This is a genomic window from Flavobacterium sangjuense, assembly GCF_004797125.1.
Lineage (GTDB): Bacteria > Bacteroidota > Bacteroidia > Flavobacteriales > Flavobacteriaceae > Flavobacterium > Flavobacterium sangjuense.
The window spans coordinates 2,937,753-2,956,401 of the sequence record NZ_CP038810.1 but is presented as its reverse complement, the minus strand read 5'-3'; the positions used below and the strand labels follow the sequence as shown (position 1 = coordinate 2,956,401).

Below are 18,649 nucleotides of genomic sequence, written 5' to 3'. Positions count from 1 at the left end.
GATTTGATTTTGTTTATTAATTTAACAATACAATTAGTATAGGTAATTTATTAAAAATTTAATTTTTTTGCCCTATTACGTGATATTTTATTAACAATTATTGCATTGTGTTGACAATTTGTTAATTTAGCGCATCCAAATTCGCCACAAATAACTACTTTTGAGCAGTAAATTATCATTTGTTTACCTCAAAATGTACTACTTTTTTTATGTATGTAAATGTGGATAAACCAATTTTTACTGAAATAGGTAATATTGGTCTATGATAGTTAACAGTTTATCGAAAAGCATTTTTTTTTTGATGATCAGATTAAAAATTAGAATTTTATAAGACGTAATTTTATAGTCTTTAGAGTTGAATAACATTGAGTTACCAGCTTTTTATTAATGACACACAACAAAAAAATATAACTATGAAAAAAATATTACTTGCTGCCTCGAGTAAATTATCTAGTTTTTGCCAAAGGGCTTTACTATTAGCTCTCTTTAGTTTTGGTTTAACAACCGCTTCGTATGCCCAGGTCGCTTCAACCTATATTTTTTCAGAAGCCAGCGGTGTCACTTATAACGATTTTACTGGGGGTGCTGTCGTAACTGGTTCAACCGCAGATTTTACAGCTTTAGCAAATACCAGTTATACCTTACCATTTACTTTTAGCTATAACAGTACTGCGATTACTGATATTACCATATTTGAAAATGGCTTTATTGTTTTAGGGAATACTGCCGTTCCTGCCAGTACGACAACACTTCCTATTTCCAACGCAGGCGGATACACCGGTGCTGTTGCTTGTTATGGTATGAATTTGGCCGGTGTAGCAGCAAGTGGTTGTGAGATAAGGTATGGTTTTACCGGTAGTGCTCCCAACCGGGTTGTTACGATTCAGTATAAAAATGTACAAAGAAGACCCTTGTCTACTCAAGCTGGTCTTATGAATATGCAAATTCTTTTATATGAAACCAGTAATAATATAGAGGTGGTGTATAAAGATCAATTTACGTCAACAAGTGCTTCTGATGTAGGTGCGCAGGTTGGTTTAAGAGGAGCTGCTAATACCGATTTTAATAATAGAAAAATGAACGGTACGGACCTTATTTGGCCAGCTACAGCTGCGGGTACTGTGAATACGGATGTATTAAATACTCAGGGTATTAATCCCGGAGGTGGTATAGTTAAGGGTAATTTAGCCGGTACGCGATTCAGATGGGTTCCTTGTGCGGCGCCTACTGCAATAACAGCCACTTTGCAACCCGATAACACCACTGCTATTATAAGTTGGACCGCTCCATCACAGCCGCCTTCCGGAGGTTATGATTGGGAAGTCCGAACCAGTGGAAACCCGGGAAGTGCATCTCCATGTGCTTCAGGAACAACAGCTTCAACATCGGTTTCTGTTTTAAATTTGGTGCCAAATATTACCTATTATTTTTATGTCAAATCAAATTGTTCCAGTACGTGGCTGCCAACAAATACGCATCCATCATCGCTAACAATAACACCGGCTTGTTCGTTAGGAACTTTTCCTTACACTGAAAATTTTGAAAGCGCAGTCACGCCTTTAACATCAACTTGTAACACAACGACTTTGCCTAATTGTACTACCAGAATTATCAATTCGAGTAATGTTGATTTTGTTACTCGTGACGGTTCACTTGTAACGCCTAATTATGGTTTCACCAATAAGAATTTAATTACCTCTGGTAATAATGCTGCCGATGTTTGGTTTTTTACAAAAGGGATTCCTATCCCTAGTGCAGGAAGTTATAGATTATCTTATAAGTATGGAGGAACAAGAGAGCAGGATTTCTTTAAGCAAAAAATGAAAGTAGCTTATGGTACTACAGCTTCTGTTGCCGGAATGACTACTGTGTTAGTAGATCACGATGATATTAAAGATTCTCCTTTAACCAATGTTATTAATTTTACTGTTGGTGCAGCAGGTACCTACTATATAGGATTTAATGCCTATGGTGATGCAGCACAAGGAAGCGTTCAGCTGGACGATATTGCTTTGAATGTCACTACTTGTTTTGCTCCTACAGCTCTGACATCCGGTCAACTTGCTTCATCGACTGCAGTAATCGCATGGACTGCAAACGCATCAGCCTCAACAGGTTATGAATATTATGTAACACCTGCTGTAGGTGCGATACTAACCGCAGGTTCTTTTATACCCGGGCAAACCTATTTAATTAAAACAATCGGTACTACAAATTATACGTTAATTGGTGCTGCTTCTAATTTGGTAGGATCATACTTTACTGCGACCGGTGTCGGAGCAGGAACTGGAACTGCACAGCATCAGATTATACCGCCGGCAACTCCCTCAAGTTCTGTTGATGTTACCGGTACTGTTTCTGCAGGTATGACTATAGCCAATTTAAGTGGTTTGACACCTTCGACCATGTATGATTTTTGGGTTCGTTCCAATTGCGGCGGTGGCGATTACAGCCAATGGTCAGTTGGTGCTACATTTACTACGAAACCGCTGGTTACTTATTGTTTGCCAAGTGGTGCAGGTTATACCCAGGATCCAAGAGGTATTATTAATGTAACCATAGGTTCTATTAACAATACGACGGGTATAGAGACCAATAATTATGGAAATTATTCAAGTTTAACAACCAATGTATCACAAGGTTCGACGCCGGTTGTAAGCATTACCAATGGAACTACTTTTACGTATGATACCATGGTATGGGTTGACTGGAATAATGATGGTGATTTTTCTGATGCAGGTGAAACAGTTTATACAGGTGTAATGCCTGCGCCTAATCCGTCTACTATAAATGCAACTTTTACTGCTCCTGTTCCTGTTTTAGATTCAGATGGTAACAGTACTTTGGGACCACACAGAATGAGAATAGGAGGTATTGACGCTCCAACTTTTACAGGCGGTGCTTTGACCCCTTGTAGAACCGGACAGTATCAAGCTTTTGAAGATTATACCCTTTACGTTATTACGGCACCACCGGCTTTAACGTTAAGCGCGGCCACTGATACTATTTGCGAAGGTCTGTCTACACTAACACCTGTTACTATAACTTCAACCATTTCTGACTTTCAGGTTTACACTTGGTCACCGGCTGCAGGAGTAAGCGGAAGTATTGGTGCTGGTTACACTTTTAGCCCAACTGCAACAACTACGTATACTTTAACAGCTACTCAGACTAGTGGTAATTTTTCATCAAATACCGCTACTTTTATTGTTACTGTAAATGCAAGACCAACGCCAATTACGGTTACGCCAGCCTCTGCTACATATTGTAATGGTGCAGCACCACAAGCACTAGTTGCTACCGGTGGTGTGGTTACCGGAGTTTTTAATACTGTTTTTGAAGAAAATTTTAATGATCCAACCAATACTTTTACTACTGTTAATAATACAACAGGAGGAAGTAATCCTGCTGGTGCTGCTTGGACACTATATGCTTCGGGCGTAGTCAATAGTTCGGGACAGAGTTTTACCAGTAATGATTCATCGCAATATTATTTGTCTGATAGTGATGAAACAGGTAATGGAGGAGTAACCAGAACAGAGCTTATATCTCCTTCTTTCAGTCTTGTTGGCTTTGTTGATGCTTCGTTGAGTTTTTGGCAACAATACGATTATTTAGATTCACCGGCAGTTGTAGAAATCTCTACAAATGATGGAGCTACTTGGTTAGCAACCCCTTTAGCCACTTATACTTCTGATCAAGGTTCACCAAATAATTTTTCTAATGCCATTTTAAATTTGACGCCTTATGTAGGTATGTCTAATCTTAAAATACGTTTCCGTTATGTTGATGCTGATTGGGATTGGGAATGGGCCATTGACAATGTAAGAGTATATGGTAGTGGTACCTCAATTGTTACATGGTCACCAACAACCGACCTGTATACTGATGCTGCTGGTACAATACCTTATACAGGTACTGCAGCTTCTACAGTTTATACAAAACCAACCACTAACAGAACGTATACTGCCAATTCTACTTCTTCTTTTGGATGTTCTAGAGATTCAAGTCCAGTGGTAATTACCTATAGTGCTCCAACTGCAGGAACGGCTTCGAGTAATCAAAATATATGTTCAGGAATTCCTGCTGATTTAACCGTTGCAGGTTATGCAGGTACTGTTACTAAATGGCAGTATTGTCCTAATGCTACTTTCCTTCCAATTGGAACTGTAGTAGATATACCTTCAAGTAGCTCGGCAACTTTAACGTCGGCTCAAATGGGAGTTTTATCTGCAGATCGATATTATAGAGCGGTGACAACTAGTGGAGGTTGTACAGCCAATTCAACAATTGTTGCAATTACAATTAACAAAACTATTTGGGACGGTTCTTCATGGTCAGCTGGTGAGCCTAATAGTAGTATAGCTGCTGAATTTCAAGGTGACTATGTTTCTTCGGTTAATACACCCGGACTAGATGGAAATTTATCAGCTTGTAACGTCATTGTTTCCAGTGGTGCCGATGTTTTATTTGACATTGGAACCTTAACAGTTCAAAATGCGGTTACCGTTACTTCAGGATTCCTTACTTTTGAAGATAATGCCAGTTTATATCAAGTACAAGCTGTGACAAATGCACCGGGAGTATACTCTGGTGGTAATTCTGGAAATATTATTTCAAAAAGAACCGCAGAACCTATGTATAAATTTGATTATACCTATTGGTCAAGTCCGGTTAGTCCTCAAAATTTACTGGCAGTTTCTCCTGCATCACCTCAAGGATGGTTCCTCACTTATAATCCTACAACGAATGCGTGGCAATACGTGACTCCTAGCACTACAACAATGGAAGTAGGTAAAGGATATCTTATTAGAGCACCACTTAATTACCCGGTTAGCCCTGCACTACCATTGGATTACACAGCAAGTTTTTCAGGAGTGCCTAATAATGGAACATTTACGACACCAATTGTTGGAGGAGCAGCACAGATGAACCTTATAGGTAATCCATATGCTAGTGCTTTAAATGCTCCGGATTTTATAAATGGTAATACAAATGTTAGCGGAACACTTTATTTCTGGACGCACAATACTCCATTAAACCCAACTACACTTCAGTATGCTTCAAACGATTATGCAATATATAATTTGGTAGGAGGAACCTTGCCGGCACCAACAACAGGTGCAGGGACATCGGATCTTACTGCGCCATTAGGTCATATTGCTTCCGGTCAAGGGTTCTTTGTAAAAGGATTATCCAATGGTACAGCTACTTTTAGCAATTCAATGAGAAGAGCAGGTAACAATACGCAATTTTATAGAACAAATACGAGACAGAATAATGATACTTCACTAGAAAAACATCGTTATTGGGTTGATATTGCCAATTCCCAAGGAGCCTTTAAACAAGTATTGGTTGGTTATGTGGAAACAGCGACTAATGGTATAGACAGATTATTTGATGGAGATATGGTTGATGTAGGTAACGCTATTACACTTTATACAATGGTTGAAGATGCAAAATTGAGTATACAAGGGAGACCATTACCATTTGATGTCAACGAAACAATTCCATTAGGATATAAGTCTACAATTGATGGAACTTTTACAATAAGTCTATCTCATTATGATGGATTATTTACTACGCAGCATGTATATATTGAAGATAAAGTTTTAAATATTATTCATGATTTAAGAGTGTCACCATATTCTTTTGCAACATTACTTGGAACTTTCAATGATCGCTTTGAATTGCGTTATACAGATACTGCTTTGGGAATAACCAATCCGGTATTTAATGAAAATTCGGTTATTGTTTATAAAAATGACCAAGGTTTATTTATAGATTCAGGAGCCATAAATATGGCAACTGTCAGCATATTTGATATTAGAGGAAGAATGCTTGCTACCCAAAAGCAAGTAAACAGAACCACCACAGTATTTACTACATTGCCTACTACAAATCAGGTACTGTTGGTTCGAATTCAATCAGAGAATGGTTCAATAGTCACTAAAAAAGTGGTCTATTAAGGAAACAAAAATAACACCTGACAATCTTACATTTATTTATAATTGTTAGGTGTTTTTTAATGTTTTTTTTGTTAGCTGTATGGACATGAATTTTTTTGATAATTCTTTTTAATACATGTTATTTTCTTTTTAGCAATGTGGATTAAGAGAAATAAAAACTTCTCGAAATCTGTTTTTGCCACATGAGAAATTTAGGATTATTACATGTTTTTTTATGAGTTGCTCTAAATGAGTGATTTATTAAGAAAACATTCCGAAATACGCACTTAATGTGGTGTATTTCAATATTTATTTACAGCGGATTATGAATTTTTCATCATTTTTACTTTAAATAAATGTAAGAAAAAAGAAAAACGCATTAATGTTTGACGATGATACAGGTACTTCATCGAAAAACCGATTTTAAATTTCACAAATAATTAACAATATACATACTTTCACAAAACTTATTTAACCCAATTTTTAATATTATGAGTAACAACTACACTAAATTGAATTCAAGTACAAGTACGTGGTTCAAAAAAGCAGGGCAGAAGAATTTATTCTTTATGCTATTTTTTATGTTGTTTAGTTTCATTAGCGTTAACGCTCAAGTTGATGTAGCTTCTAGTGGAGGAACTCCAACTGCTAGTTATGTCACTTTGAAAGGCGCTTTTGATGCCATCAACACTGGTACACACACAGGTACTATTACTATCGGTATATCGGGTAATACAACCGAAACCGCAACGGCAGTATTGAATGCCAGTGGTGCGGGATTAGCCAATTATACCACTATTGGAATTTCGCCAACGGGTGGAGTTGCCAGAACTATTTCGGGAGCTATTGCTGCGGGAAGCCCATTGATAGATTTAAATGGAGCAGACAATGTGACCATAGATGGATTAAATATCGGCGGAAATGCTCTGACAATTTCTAATACAACAGTTTCTGCTATTTCAGGAACTTCTACTATTAGATTTCAGGCGGATGCAACCACCAACACTATAACGAATTGTAGTGTTCTAGGTTCGTCAACCAGTGCTATAGGAACAAACGGTGGTAACATCTGGTTTGCTTCCGGAGCCATAACAACAGGTAACGATAACAATACAATTTCTAATTGTAATATTGGTCCTGCAGGAGTTAATTTACCAAGTAAGTGTATTTATTTTACAGGTACTTCAAATACCCATCCAGGTACAGCTAACAGTGGAATTGTTATTACCAATAATAATTTCTTCGACTATTTTAGTGCAACCGTTAACTCATCGGCTATCGATTTGAATAGTGGTACAGCTACTGCAACAATCACAAATAATAAGTTTTATCAAACTGCAACCAGAACTCAAACCACGACAGGTATTTCTCATCGTGCTATCACTTTGAACAATGGAAGTGGTGATAATTATACAGTTACAGGAAATACTATAGGTTATTCATCTAGTGCCGGAACAGGAACTTATGGATTTGTACTTCCAACAACGACCTCAGGATCATTTATTGGTATTATTGCTTCAGTTGGTTCGACTAATGCTACTACAATTAGTTCTAATACTATTACCAATATTGCTATATCCGGAGGAGGCAGTGGAACAGGTACGTCAGCAGTAGTTAGAGGGATATTGGTTACTGGAGGTTTGACAACCTGTAACAGTAATACCATTGGTAGCCAATCAGCCACAGGTGCTATTACTTATACTTCAAACTCAACTTCTGCCAGTGATTTTTTAGGAATGTTCAATTCTGGTTCTTCAAACTGGGCAACTAATAATAACAACATTGGTGGTATTACTGTGTCTAACTCAAGCACAGGGGCAGCAAACTTATATGCATTGCGATGTGGTACATCTTCTGCTGCTACATGGACTTGTACAGGAAATACCATTGGAGGTACAGTTGCCAACTCATTGAGCAGTACTTCAACTGCGACAGGTTCAATTGTGAACGGTATTACAAATACTGCTTCAGCAGCGACTATTACAGGAAACACTATTCGCAATATGAATGCTGCCGGAGGTACCGGAACTACAACTAGTGCAGGTATGGCGGGTATTGTTGTTAATGCCTCTTCAGCGAATCATACCGTAGGTTCAAATACAATTTATAACTTGAGTAGTACTGCAACCGGTGCTGCTACTTTAAATGGTGTTTATTTTGCCAGTTCAACAGGAGCTAACGTTGTTGAGAAAAACTTAATTTATGATTTGAATGCAGCTTCTGCTACATCATTATTAAATGGAATTTTTGCAAATGCAGGTAACGCTACATATAAAAACAATATGGTGCGTTTAGGCACTTTTGGAACAAGTGCTACAGTAGGTATGGCTATCAGCGGTATCAATGAAAATGGTGGTACCAATAATGTGTATAACAATAGTGTCTATATTGGTGGAGCACCTGCAACTGGTGCTTTAAACTCATTTGCTTTTCAAAGTGTTGTTACTACTAATACTCGTGCCTTTCAAAACAATATTTTTGTGAACTCTCGTTCTAACAGTGGTTCAACAGGAAAACATTATGCAATAAGAGTAGGAGGAACCGCAGCTAACCCTGCCGGTTTAACCTCTAACTATAATATTTTGTTTGCCAATGGTACAGGTGGTTTTACAGGGTTATTCAACGCTGTTGACCAAGCTACCATTGCTAACTGGAGATCAGCAACCGGTCAGGATGCAAATTCTTTATCTACCAATGTTCCTTTCTTAGGAGCTACTGCAGCTACACCAAACCTTCACTTAGATGGTTCGGCAACGTTGGCTGAAGGTTTAGGATTGGCTATAGGAACAGTTACTGATGACTTTGACGGAGAAACACGTTCAGGCTTGACACCAACAGATATAGGTGCCGATGCTTTGAATGCTATTGCGCCATCCGTAGTTGTTATTAATTCGGTTTCTGCTTCACCAAGTACAACAGGTTTGTGTACTGCTGTTTCAAGAACCATTACTGCTACTACTACTGCAGGTGGAAGCCCAATCACTTCGGTAACGTTGAACTATGCTATTAATGGTGTAGCTCAAACCGGAATTGCAATGACTGGAGGTTCTACTACAGGTACTTCAGATTGGACGGCTGTTATTCCAGTGGCTTCACCAGTAAATGCTGCCATTACTTGGAGCGTTACTGCAATTGACCCAGTTGTAATAAGAAATACAGCAGTAGCAACTTATCAAGATGAGCCATTATTAGGTGCAACGGCTTCAGCTACGGCAAGTCCAGCTATCGTTTGTAATGGAAGTACAGTTACCCTAACAGGAATAGTTAGTGCTCCGGGATCTCGTTCTTTAGGAGCAGGAGCCAGTACTTCATCATCTTCAGGTGCTTCAATGTTCTCAGGAGCTTGGGGAGGTCATAAGACTCAATATATTATTAGAGCTTCTGAGTTAACAGCTATCGGTTTAGGAGCTGGAAACATTACCTCTTTAGCTTTTGAAGCGACTACAGCTTTCAATGGTTATGAAGGTTTTGCGGTGAATATTGGACATACCTCAGCTACTGTAGCTGCTATTCCAATGATTACTACTGGTCTTAACCAAGTATATACTGGTACAGGTACAAATGGTGCTTATGCTACAACAATTGGTGTAAATACTTTAACATTCAGTTCTCCTTTTAATTGGGATGGTGTTTCAAACGTCGTTGTACAGTTTTGTTGGGCAAAAAACCCAGCAGCTTCGTCAACAACAGGTACTACTGTTAAGGTAGATACGGTATCATTTACTTGTACTGCTTCTGGACAAAAAGACCAAACTTTACCCCCAGCTTTCTGTCCGCTATCAACATCTTCTGATTTTGGGACATCTACTACAGGTACAAGCCGTCCTAAATTTACATTTGCGGGTCAAGTTACTGCACCAATAACAACATATTCTTGGGTTGACAACACAACTTCTTTAGTTGTTGGAACAACGAACCCGTTAACGATTACTCCAACATCAGGTACTACTTATACTGTTACTGCGTCTACAGCTGGTGGTTGTTCTGCAACTGCTACTACGAATGCTATAACAGTTCAGGCTTTACCATCAGCGCCAAACGCGACTAATGGATTCCGTTGCGGAACAGGTTTGGTTCCTTCAGCTACTGTAGCTTCTACAACCGGTTTGCCATCACCAATTTTCCGTTGGTATGCTGATTTAACCGGAGGTACGGCTTTACAATCAAGTACATCAACCAGCTATACAACTTCAATTACTGATACAAAAACTTTCTATGTAACAGAATTTAACGGAACTTGCGAAAGTTCTCCAAGAACTGCGATTACTTTAACAGTAAATCCACCACCAACAATTACTATTACTACTACCACAGGAAATCAAGTAAATTGTGGTTCAGGTTCGTTTAATGTAGTATTGCATGCTGCTTCCGGAGATCCTGGAATGACATATTCATGGACTACTACTTCGGGTACGGCCGTAATCAACAGCGGTGCAGGTACAGCTGACCTTAATGTTACTGTTACACAATCAGCCGATTTTATAGTAACAGGTATTCCAACTGATACCGCTTGCGCCCCAGTGGTTAAACTATTCCCAGTGAGTGTTTATCCGCTCCCTGTTGCTACCGTAACCACTACGGCTTCTGGGGTTTGTCCAGGTACTAGCGCTACCATTAATTCTGGTTTGTCTGCCGGTAATTTTACGGCAACTTGTTTAACTCCTGTTACCACATTGTCTACACCTCCAGCTGGAGCAGTGACTTTGATTAATGCTGGTGTTATCAATGTTACGCAAAATAGTGCTACCCAGAGTACAGATGATGGTTTCTGGAATGCTATTCCGTTAGGTTTCTCATTCAATTACTTTGGAACTCTTTATACTACAGTTAATGCTTCTACAAACGGAGCGGTTAATTTTGGTGCGGCAGGTTCAACTCAATTTAACTTTTCAGGCGGTTTCCCTAATACAGGTAATCCGGCAAATATGATAGCACTTGCTGCAAGAGATTTGAATGCTGTTTCCGGTTCTATTAAATATTGGACTGAAGGTAACGCACCAAACCGTAGATTCGTTATTCAATACAATAGTATTCCTGGATATGTAACTGCAACAACAGGTACTGGAAATAATAGTGTTGAAGGAATTTTCTACGAAACTCTTGGAACTGTGGATATCCGTGTGATATCTTCAGTTAATGGAACAGGTGGTACTACCAATACCAATACCAAATACATAGGTTTACAAGATGGTACAAGAACAATAGGTGCTACAGCGCCAAACTGTTCTACATTAGCGTCAAACTACTGGAATGGTGTAACTGCTGAGGTGACTACTCCACAAACTTGGAAATTCTCACCACCATCTAATTACTATGTAACTTGGAGTACAGTAAGTCCTAGTAATGTTTTGACTACGATAGGTACTGCAAACACATTAAATAATTTTTCTTTAACAGTTAGTCCGGGTGTGACTACTGTTTATGATCTTCGCTATACTAATACAACTACAGGTTGTACCAATATTGCAGATTCTAATCGAGTAACGATGACTATCATCAATAATGTGGCACCATCAACTACTGCTGTTGCAAGTGCTACTACTATCTGTTTTGGTGATTCTTCTAACTTAAGTTTAACAGGTAATGTAAACAGTATTGGGAATACCGATGGATTAGCTTATCAATGGCAAGTGTCTACCGATGGTGGTGCAAACTACACTAATATTGATGGGGCAACTAGTGCTACTACTACAGTTACTCCTAGTGTCGCTTCTAAATATAAATGTTTAGTAACGGCATGTAACGCAATTCCAGTACCTTCATCGGAGGTAAGTATTGGATTTGCTAATTCTGTTACCGTAACACCATCTACTGGTCGTTGTGGACTTGGAACTGTGGATTTGTATGCAACAGCTAGTGCAGGTGATGTTAAATGGTATGCAAGCGCTTCAGGCGGAACGGCTTTATTTACAGGTTCGCCTTATACGCCAACCTTAAATACGACTACTACTTACTATGCTGCTGCTGAAACAACAGGTCCAGCTTGTTCTAGTGCAAGAGTACCTTTGGTAGTTAATGTGACAACACCTCCAAGTTTGACTATTTCACAAACTAGTCCGGCTACAATATGTTCAGGTACTTCACAAGCTATCACTTTAGTTGGTGGAGGTGCATATAATACCTTTTCTTGGTCATCGCCATTGACTGTATCGACAGTTACTCCGGGTGTAAGCTATACATTAGCTCCAACGACTAATAATAATTATGTTTTAACAGCATCACAATCGTCAGGTCAGCAATGTGTTACTACAGTTCCATTTAGTGTAAATGTAAACACAGTTGTGGTTTCTGCTAATACATCAGCCAGTCCGATTTGTATTGGTACTTCAGCTACTCTAACTGCTGATCCATCTGTAGCTATTGCATATGCAGCTTCTACAGCTACTAATACGGCCGATACTGAAATTTTTAATGTGACTTTCGGTTCTATTAATAATACATCTGATTGTGGTACTACAGGTGGCGGAGCTTCAGAAGTAAATTTATATTCAGATTACACTGCACTATCTCCGGCTGTTGTTGCACAAGGAGCTACTATTCCTTTATCAGTCTCAATTGGAACTTGTGATGGTAATTATGATAAATTTCTTAATGTTTTTATAGATTATAATAGAGATGGTGATTTTAATGATGCCGGAGAACGAGTTTATTCTTCATCTGCTGTTTCAAATGCGCCTCAAGTTGAAACAGGAAGTGTTCTTATTCCAGCTACAGCTTCATTAGGTACTACAAGAATGCGTGTAATGCTTCAGGAAGGAGCAACTGATAGTTCATCTCCAAGCGGTACTTATACCTATGGAGAAACAGAAGATTATTCTATTACTATTACAGGAACCACAAGCAGATCTTACAGTTGGTCAGTTGTTGGTAATCCTGCAGTAATCAGTACAGCTCAAACTTTCTCGGTTTCACCTACAACAACTACTGTTTATAGAGTTACCGTAACAGATCCTGTAATAAACTGTTCTAACTATACAGATGTTACAGTTGCAGTAAATTCTAATCCAATTAATCCACTTTCAGGCGGTGCTACTTCAATTTGTTTGGGAACACCAACTATTCCTGCTAGTATAGACTTTAATTCTGTTGATGGAATTGGAACTCCTACTGCGGGACTTCAATGGACTTCATCTAACGTAGCAGTTGCTACTATTGATAATGATGGTGTATTGACTCCATTAACAGCAGGGACAACTACAGTAGGTGCATATATATACAACAGTTCAACAGGTTGTACAACGTATTCTCCTAATACGATAGTAGTAAATGTGTATAATCCGATTGTTAAAACTAGTGAACCGGTAAGTCAAACTATTTTACCGACTACAAATACTTCATTCACTGTTGCCGCAACAGGTTCAAATGTTCAATACCAATGGTATTCTTCTAATAATAATACTATTTTCACAACTCCAGTTGTAAATAGTGCCATTATTTCAGGTGCCGGAACGAATGTGCTTACAATAACAGGAGCGACACTAGCGATGAATGGTACTTATTATAGATGTGCTATTACCGGTAGTAGCCCATGTGCTTCTCCAATATTTTCTGATCCAGTACTTTTAACTGTTCAAAATTTATCAATTACAAATCCGGTTTCTCAATCAATTTGTAATACTGCCAATACTGCTAGTTTTAGTGTAACGACTGCTGGTCCAGCACCTGACTACTTTATTTGGGAATATAATGATGGAACTGGTTGGGTTACTATTGAAGATCAATCACAACTTGCCGGAAATATATCTTTTGGTGGTGATGTGTTTACAAATACTTTAGTTGTTAATGATATAATCCTCACTAATACTACTTGGCAATTCAGAGCTAATGCAGTTATCGAATCAACTGGTGATATTGCAACTTCAAGTCCTGCAACTTTAACAGTTAGTCAACCTGCAACAATTCCTAGTACACCAGCTAATCAAACGGTATGTTACATAGGTGGTTCAGCTAATTTTACAGTTTCTGCAAGCAATGCAGTAAGTTACCAATGGCAGTTTTCGTCAGTTGGTGGTAGTAATCCTTCCGATTGGACAACCATAGGTAATCCAACAGGTCCAACAGGTATAACATATAGTGGGTTTACATCTAATCAACTTGGATTAGCTGTTTCTAGCGATGTATCACCAGTAGTGAATTACTATTATAGAGCTATTGCTGTATCAGCAAGTCCATGTGATAATAGTCAACCATCTGCACAGGCTCAATTAATTATCAATAATCCTAATGTGGCTATTGCTACACCGGATGGTACCGTTTCATGTGGAGGTGCATTAGTGGCTTTAAATGCTAGTGGTGCTACTACGTATACGTGGAGTTCAGTGCCTGCTTCAGTGCCTGCTCTTGCAAGTGCTGCTAGTATTTCTGTTGCGCCAACGGTAAACACTCTTTATACAGTAAATGGAACAACAGCCGGATGTACTAAATCAGCTTCTGTTAATGTGACTGTTTCTGTTGCTACTGTGGCAACTGCTACACCAAGTGCTGCAACAGTTTGTCCGGGCGCAGCAGTTCAATTGACTGCAGCTGGAGTACAACCTACACCAACTGCTGCTAATTTGTATACATTTACAAATAATCCAAGTCCTCTTCCAACTTTAGACCCAATGACTGGTTCAACTCAATTATTAGCATCAGCATTAGATGATACTGCATCGGCTGTGACACCTATTGGATTTACGTTTAATTTTGCAGGGACTAATTATACTCAATTTTCAGCTAACGTTAACGGATTGTTGAGATTAGGTAGTACTGCGGTAACTACTTCGTTTAGTAATACAGCAGCAAATGCAGGAACTAATACTCCTGCTATCATGCCTTATTTTGATGATTTATCCACAGGTACTAATGGGAAAGTACATTATGTAGTAACAGGAAGTGCTCCAAATAGAATTTTAACTGTTGAATGGTTTGTTGTTGTTCCTAGATCTACTGCTACAGGAGGAACAGCAGCAGCAAAATTCCAAGCAAAATTATATGAAGGCACCAATGTTATAGACTATGTTTATGGGCCTGGAATGGTAGTTAATACTGCTAATTCTGGAGCATCAATAGGTATAGCTACTTCGTCTACTGTTTATAACAATGTTGTTGTAACTACGAATTTAAATTCAACGACGACATTTACTACAAACAATACTGCTGCAATTCCTTCTGGTCAGGTATACAGATTTGCACCAGGAAACTTGCAAACATATTCTTATTTATGGACGGCTTTGACTCCAGATCCAACTTTGACTAATACAACTAGTGCTATTGCTTCTGCTAATCCAACGGCTGCTAGTACAACGTATCAAGTTGTTGTTACCTCAAATACAGGTTGTAAGGATACCAAAACGGTTACAGTTACAACTGAAAGTGGCGTGAATAATTTTGTTCAACCGGTGGCTCAAACTTTTTGTGCTGGTCAAACAGCTACTTTATCAGCTTCAGCTTCAGGTGCAGGTTTAGTATACACTTGGTATAAAGTAGGAACTCCGGCTTCGGTAGGAACTGGAGCAACTTTAAGTTTCCCTTCTGCCACTACAGCTGCAACTGGAGATTATAATGTAGTAGTTACTGCTACATGTGGACCTGGTGTAACAAGTAATACGGTTCATTTACAGATTAATCCTTTGCCAACAGCTACTATTTCAGGTACGGTTACTAAGTGTCAAAACGACCCAGTATCATCTGTGACCTTTACAGGAAGTAACGGAACAGCTCCTTATACATTTATATATAGTTTAAATGGCGGTGCTGACACACCAATTACTTCAAATTTAGCGGGGATAGCTACTATTGTGGTGCCTACAGGAACTGCAACATCTTACAATTACACTTTAAAAAGTGTTTCTGACAGTTCAGCAACAGCTTGTTCTCAATCACAAACTGGAACCGCAACGATACTTGTTAATCCTGTTCCATCAAATGTAACAGCTTCAGCAAGCCTTAGCCCGGTATGTGTTAATAGTTTCTTTAATTTGACTTCGTCTGCAAGTCCTATTGCGGGTGGTTTCGCGCAAAATTTTGATAGTGTTACTGCTCCTGCATTACCTGCAGGTTGGGCTTCAACCGTTACAGGAGAAGCTACTGCATGTGTTACTAGAGCAACAGGAGCTGATACTGCACCAAATACTGCTTTCATCGCAGATGTGAGTACAGTAAGTGACAAATCTCTTAGTACTCCTGTAATTCCAATTGGTTCAACAACTGCACAATTGACTTTTAGACACAGTTATACTTTTGAAGGAACTACATCATTTTTTGATGGTGGAGTTTTGGAAATCAAAATTGGAGCAGGTGCTTACACGGATATTGTTACTGCAGGAGGAAGTTTTGTTACCAACGGATATAATGGTACTATTAGTACTGGATTTAGTAATCCACTTGGTGGTAGAAGTGCTTGGTGTAATACATCATCAGGATATAAAACAGTAACAGTTAACCTTCCAGCTGCTGCTGCAGGTCAAAATATTCAGCTTCGTTGGAGATTAGGTAGTGACACTTCTACCGGTTCAACAGGCTGGTCTATAGATACTGTTTCACTTGTTGATGTGGTAGCACAAACATACAGTTGGGAATCTATACCAACAGGATTTACATCTAGTTTGCAAAATCCAACTGGATTGAATGCTACTCAAAATACAACGTATAAAGTTACAGTGACAACTTCAGCAGGATGTAAAACTTCAGCAACTACTGATGTAGTAGCTGATCAATTGCCTGTTGCCACAACAAGTGGAAGTGGAAGCAAATCAATATGTTCTAATGCAACTTACACTTTAACTTCAGGAGAAGCAGCAGCTAACTATGGAACTATCTTATGGACAGTTCAAAGTGGATTAGGTTCAATAACAGCTGGTTCAACTACAGTTACGCCTCAATATACAGCAGTAGCTGCAGATGCAGGTACAGATGTAACTTTATTGATGACTGTTACAAGTAATAATACTTGTGCAACAACAGCAACGGCTACGTATACTTTACATGTAGATCCATTACCAACGGCATCAACAAGTGGAAGTGGAACTAAATCAATATGTGCTTATTCGTCTTACACGTTAACTGCTTCTGAAGCAACAGCTAGTTATGGTACTATCTTATGGACAGTTCAAAGCGGTGCCGGTTCAATTACAGCTGGTTCAACTACATTGACTCCTAAGTATACTCCAGTAAATGCTGATGCAGGAACTAATGTAACATTATTGATGACGGTTACTAGTAATAATGCTTGTGGAACTGCCACAGCTACAGCAACCTACACTTTCTATGTTTATCCAATTCCAACAGTAAGTACTATATTAAATAATATTAGTTATTACAGTGGTTTTGCTACTGCTGCCATTTCATTGACCGGAACACCTGCAGGTGTAACCTTCAATATTACTGGTGGTGCAGCTGCCGGATTGGCTGATGTACCTAACGTGAATACTATTCCATCGTTTATTCCAACTCCTATAACAACACCAACCACAGTAACTGTTACTCCGGTAGCAAATGGATGTACAGGAGTTGCTAAAACGTATCAACTCATCCCTATTCCTGTTGTGGCGAATATAACTTCAAGCCATTGTGGTACTGTTAATAATGGTTTGAATAATCAAATTCAGGCAGGAAATGTAAGTGTACCAGGATATACTACAACTGGTTATAGATTTGAAGTTACTAATACTGCTACCGGTGAAGTTGCTTATGTTGACACAGTTCAATCTATGTTTAAATTGACAGATACGAGTATTTATGCTTATGGTACTACATTCGCTATTAGAGTGGCAGTTATCTTAAATGGTCATGTTCAAGGGTTCTTTGGTAATACTTGTACATTAACAACTGCAAGTGTTCAAACTACAAAAGTTGTAACCGCTCAATGTGGTGCTACCTTAGCAGCTATAAACTCTAATATCAATGCAAATTCAGTAAGTTCTACTAACTTGTATCGTTTCAGAGTAGCTCTTGCAAGTGCCCCTACTACATATTACTTACTAGAGCGTTCAGTGCCTAACTTTAACTTGTCAATGGTTGCTGGTTTACCATTAACTTATGAGACTGAGTATAAAGTTGATGTACAAATACGTGTGAAATTAGCTGGATTTGAAGCTTGGTCACAATTTGGAGCGGTTTGTTCTATATTCACACCAGAAGCACCAACAACGTCACTTACAATAGATGATTGTGAATTGGTAGCTACAAGTTATACTCAAGCAATCCATATAATTCCTTATCCGGGAGCTACTTCGTATCGTGTATTATTGACAGGATATGATGAAAATGGTGATGTTAACTATTCACAATTCATTGTTACTACTTCAACTACTTTCACTTTAAGTCAGTTCACTGGATTATCTCCGGATACAGCTTATAGTGTAGAGGTAGCTATTAATTTGTTTGGTAACTATACGCCTTATGGAAAAACATGTAGTGTAACTACACCAGGAACAGCTCCTGCAACAAAAGATGTTATTACATTTAGAGCGGTTGCCTATCCAAATCCATTCGCGAATAACTTCATGATTGATGTTAAATCGTCAAGTCAATCATCAGTGAACTTGAAAGTTTACGATATGATTGGTAGATTGGTTGAACAACGTGATGTTAGAGTATCAGATTTAGTTAATTCAGCTATCGGAGAACGTTATCCAAGCGGTGTTTACAACGTGGTTGTATCACAAGATGAAAGCGTGCAAACGGTAAGAGTAGTTAAAAGATAATTAACTAATTAATAA

At 38.6% G+C, this 18,649-nt stretch carries 2 protein-coding genes; both read left to right on the top strand.

Features of this window, described 5'->3' with window-relative positions; all coding sequences use genetic code 11:
• Positions 1 to 413: 413 nt before the first annotated feature.
• Positions 414 to 5,969, top strand: a complete 5,556-nt coding sequence (locus tag GS03_RS12515) for a T9SS sorting signal type C domain-containing protein (protein ID WP_136152879.1) — start codon at positions 414 to 416, stop codon at positions 5,967 to 5,969.
• A gap of 470 nt (positions 5,970 to 6,439) precedes the next feature.
• Positions 6,440 to 18,634, top strand: a complete 12,195-nt coding sequence (locus GS03_RS12510) for an Ig-like domain-containing protein (RefSeq protein WP_136152878.1) — start codon at positions 6,440 to 6,442, stop codon at positions 18,632 to 18,634.
• The last annotated feature ends 15 nt before the right edge of the window (positions 18,635 to 18,649 follow it).

Coding starts and splice junctions, on each gene's coding strand:
- GS03_RS12515 (WP_136152879.1), top strand. CDS start 414: ATGAAAAAAATATTACTTGCTGCCTCGAGTAAATTATCTAGTTTTTGC.
- GS03_RS12510 (WP_136152878.1), top strand. CDS start 6,440: ATGAGTAACAACTACACTAAATTGAATTCAAGTACAAGTACGTGGTTC.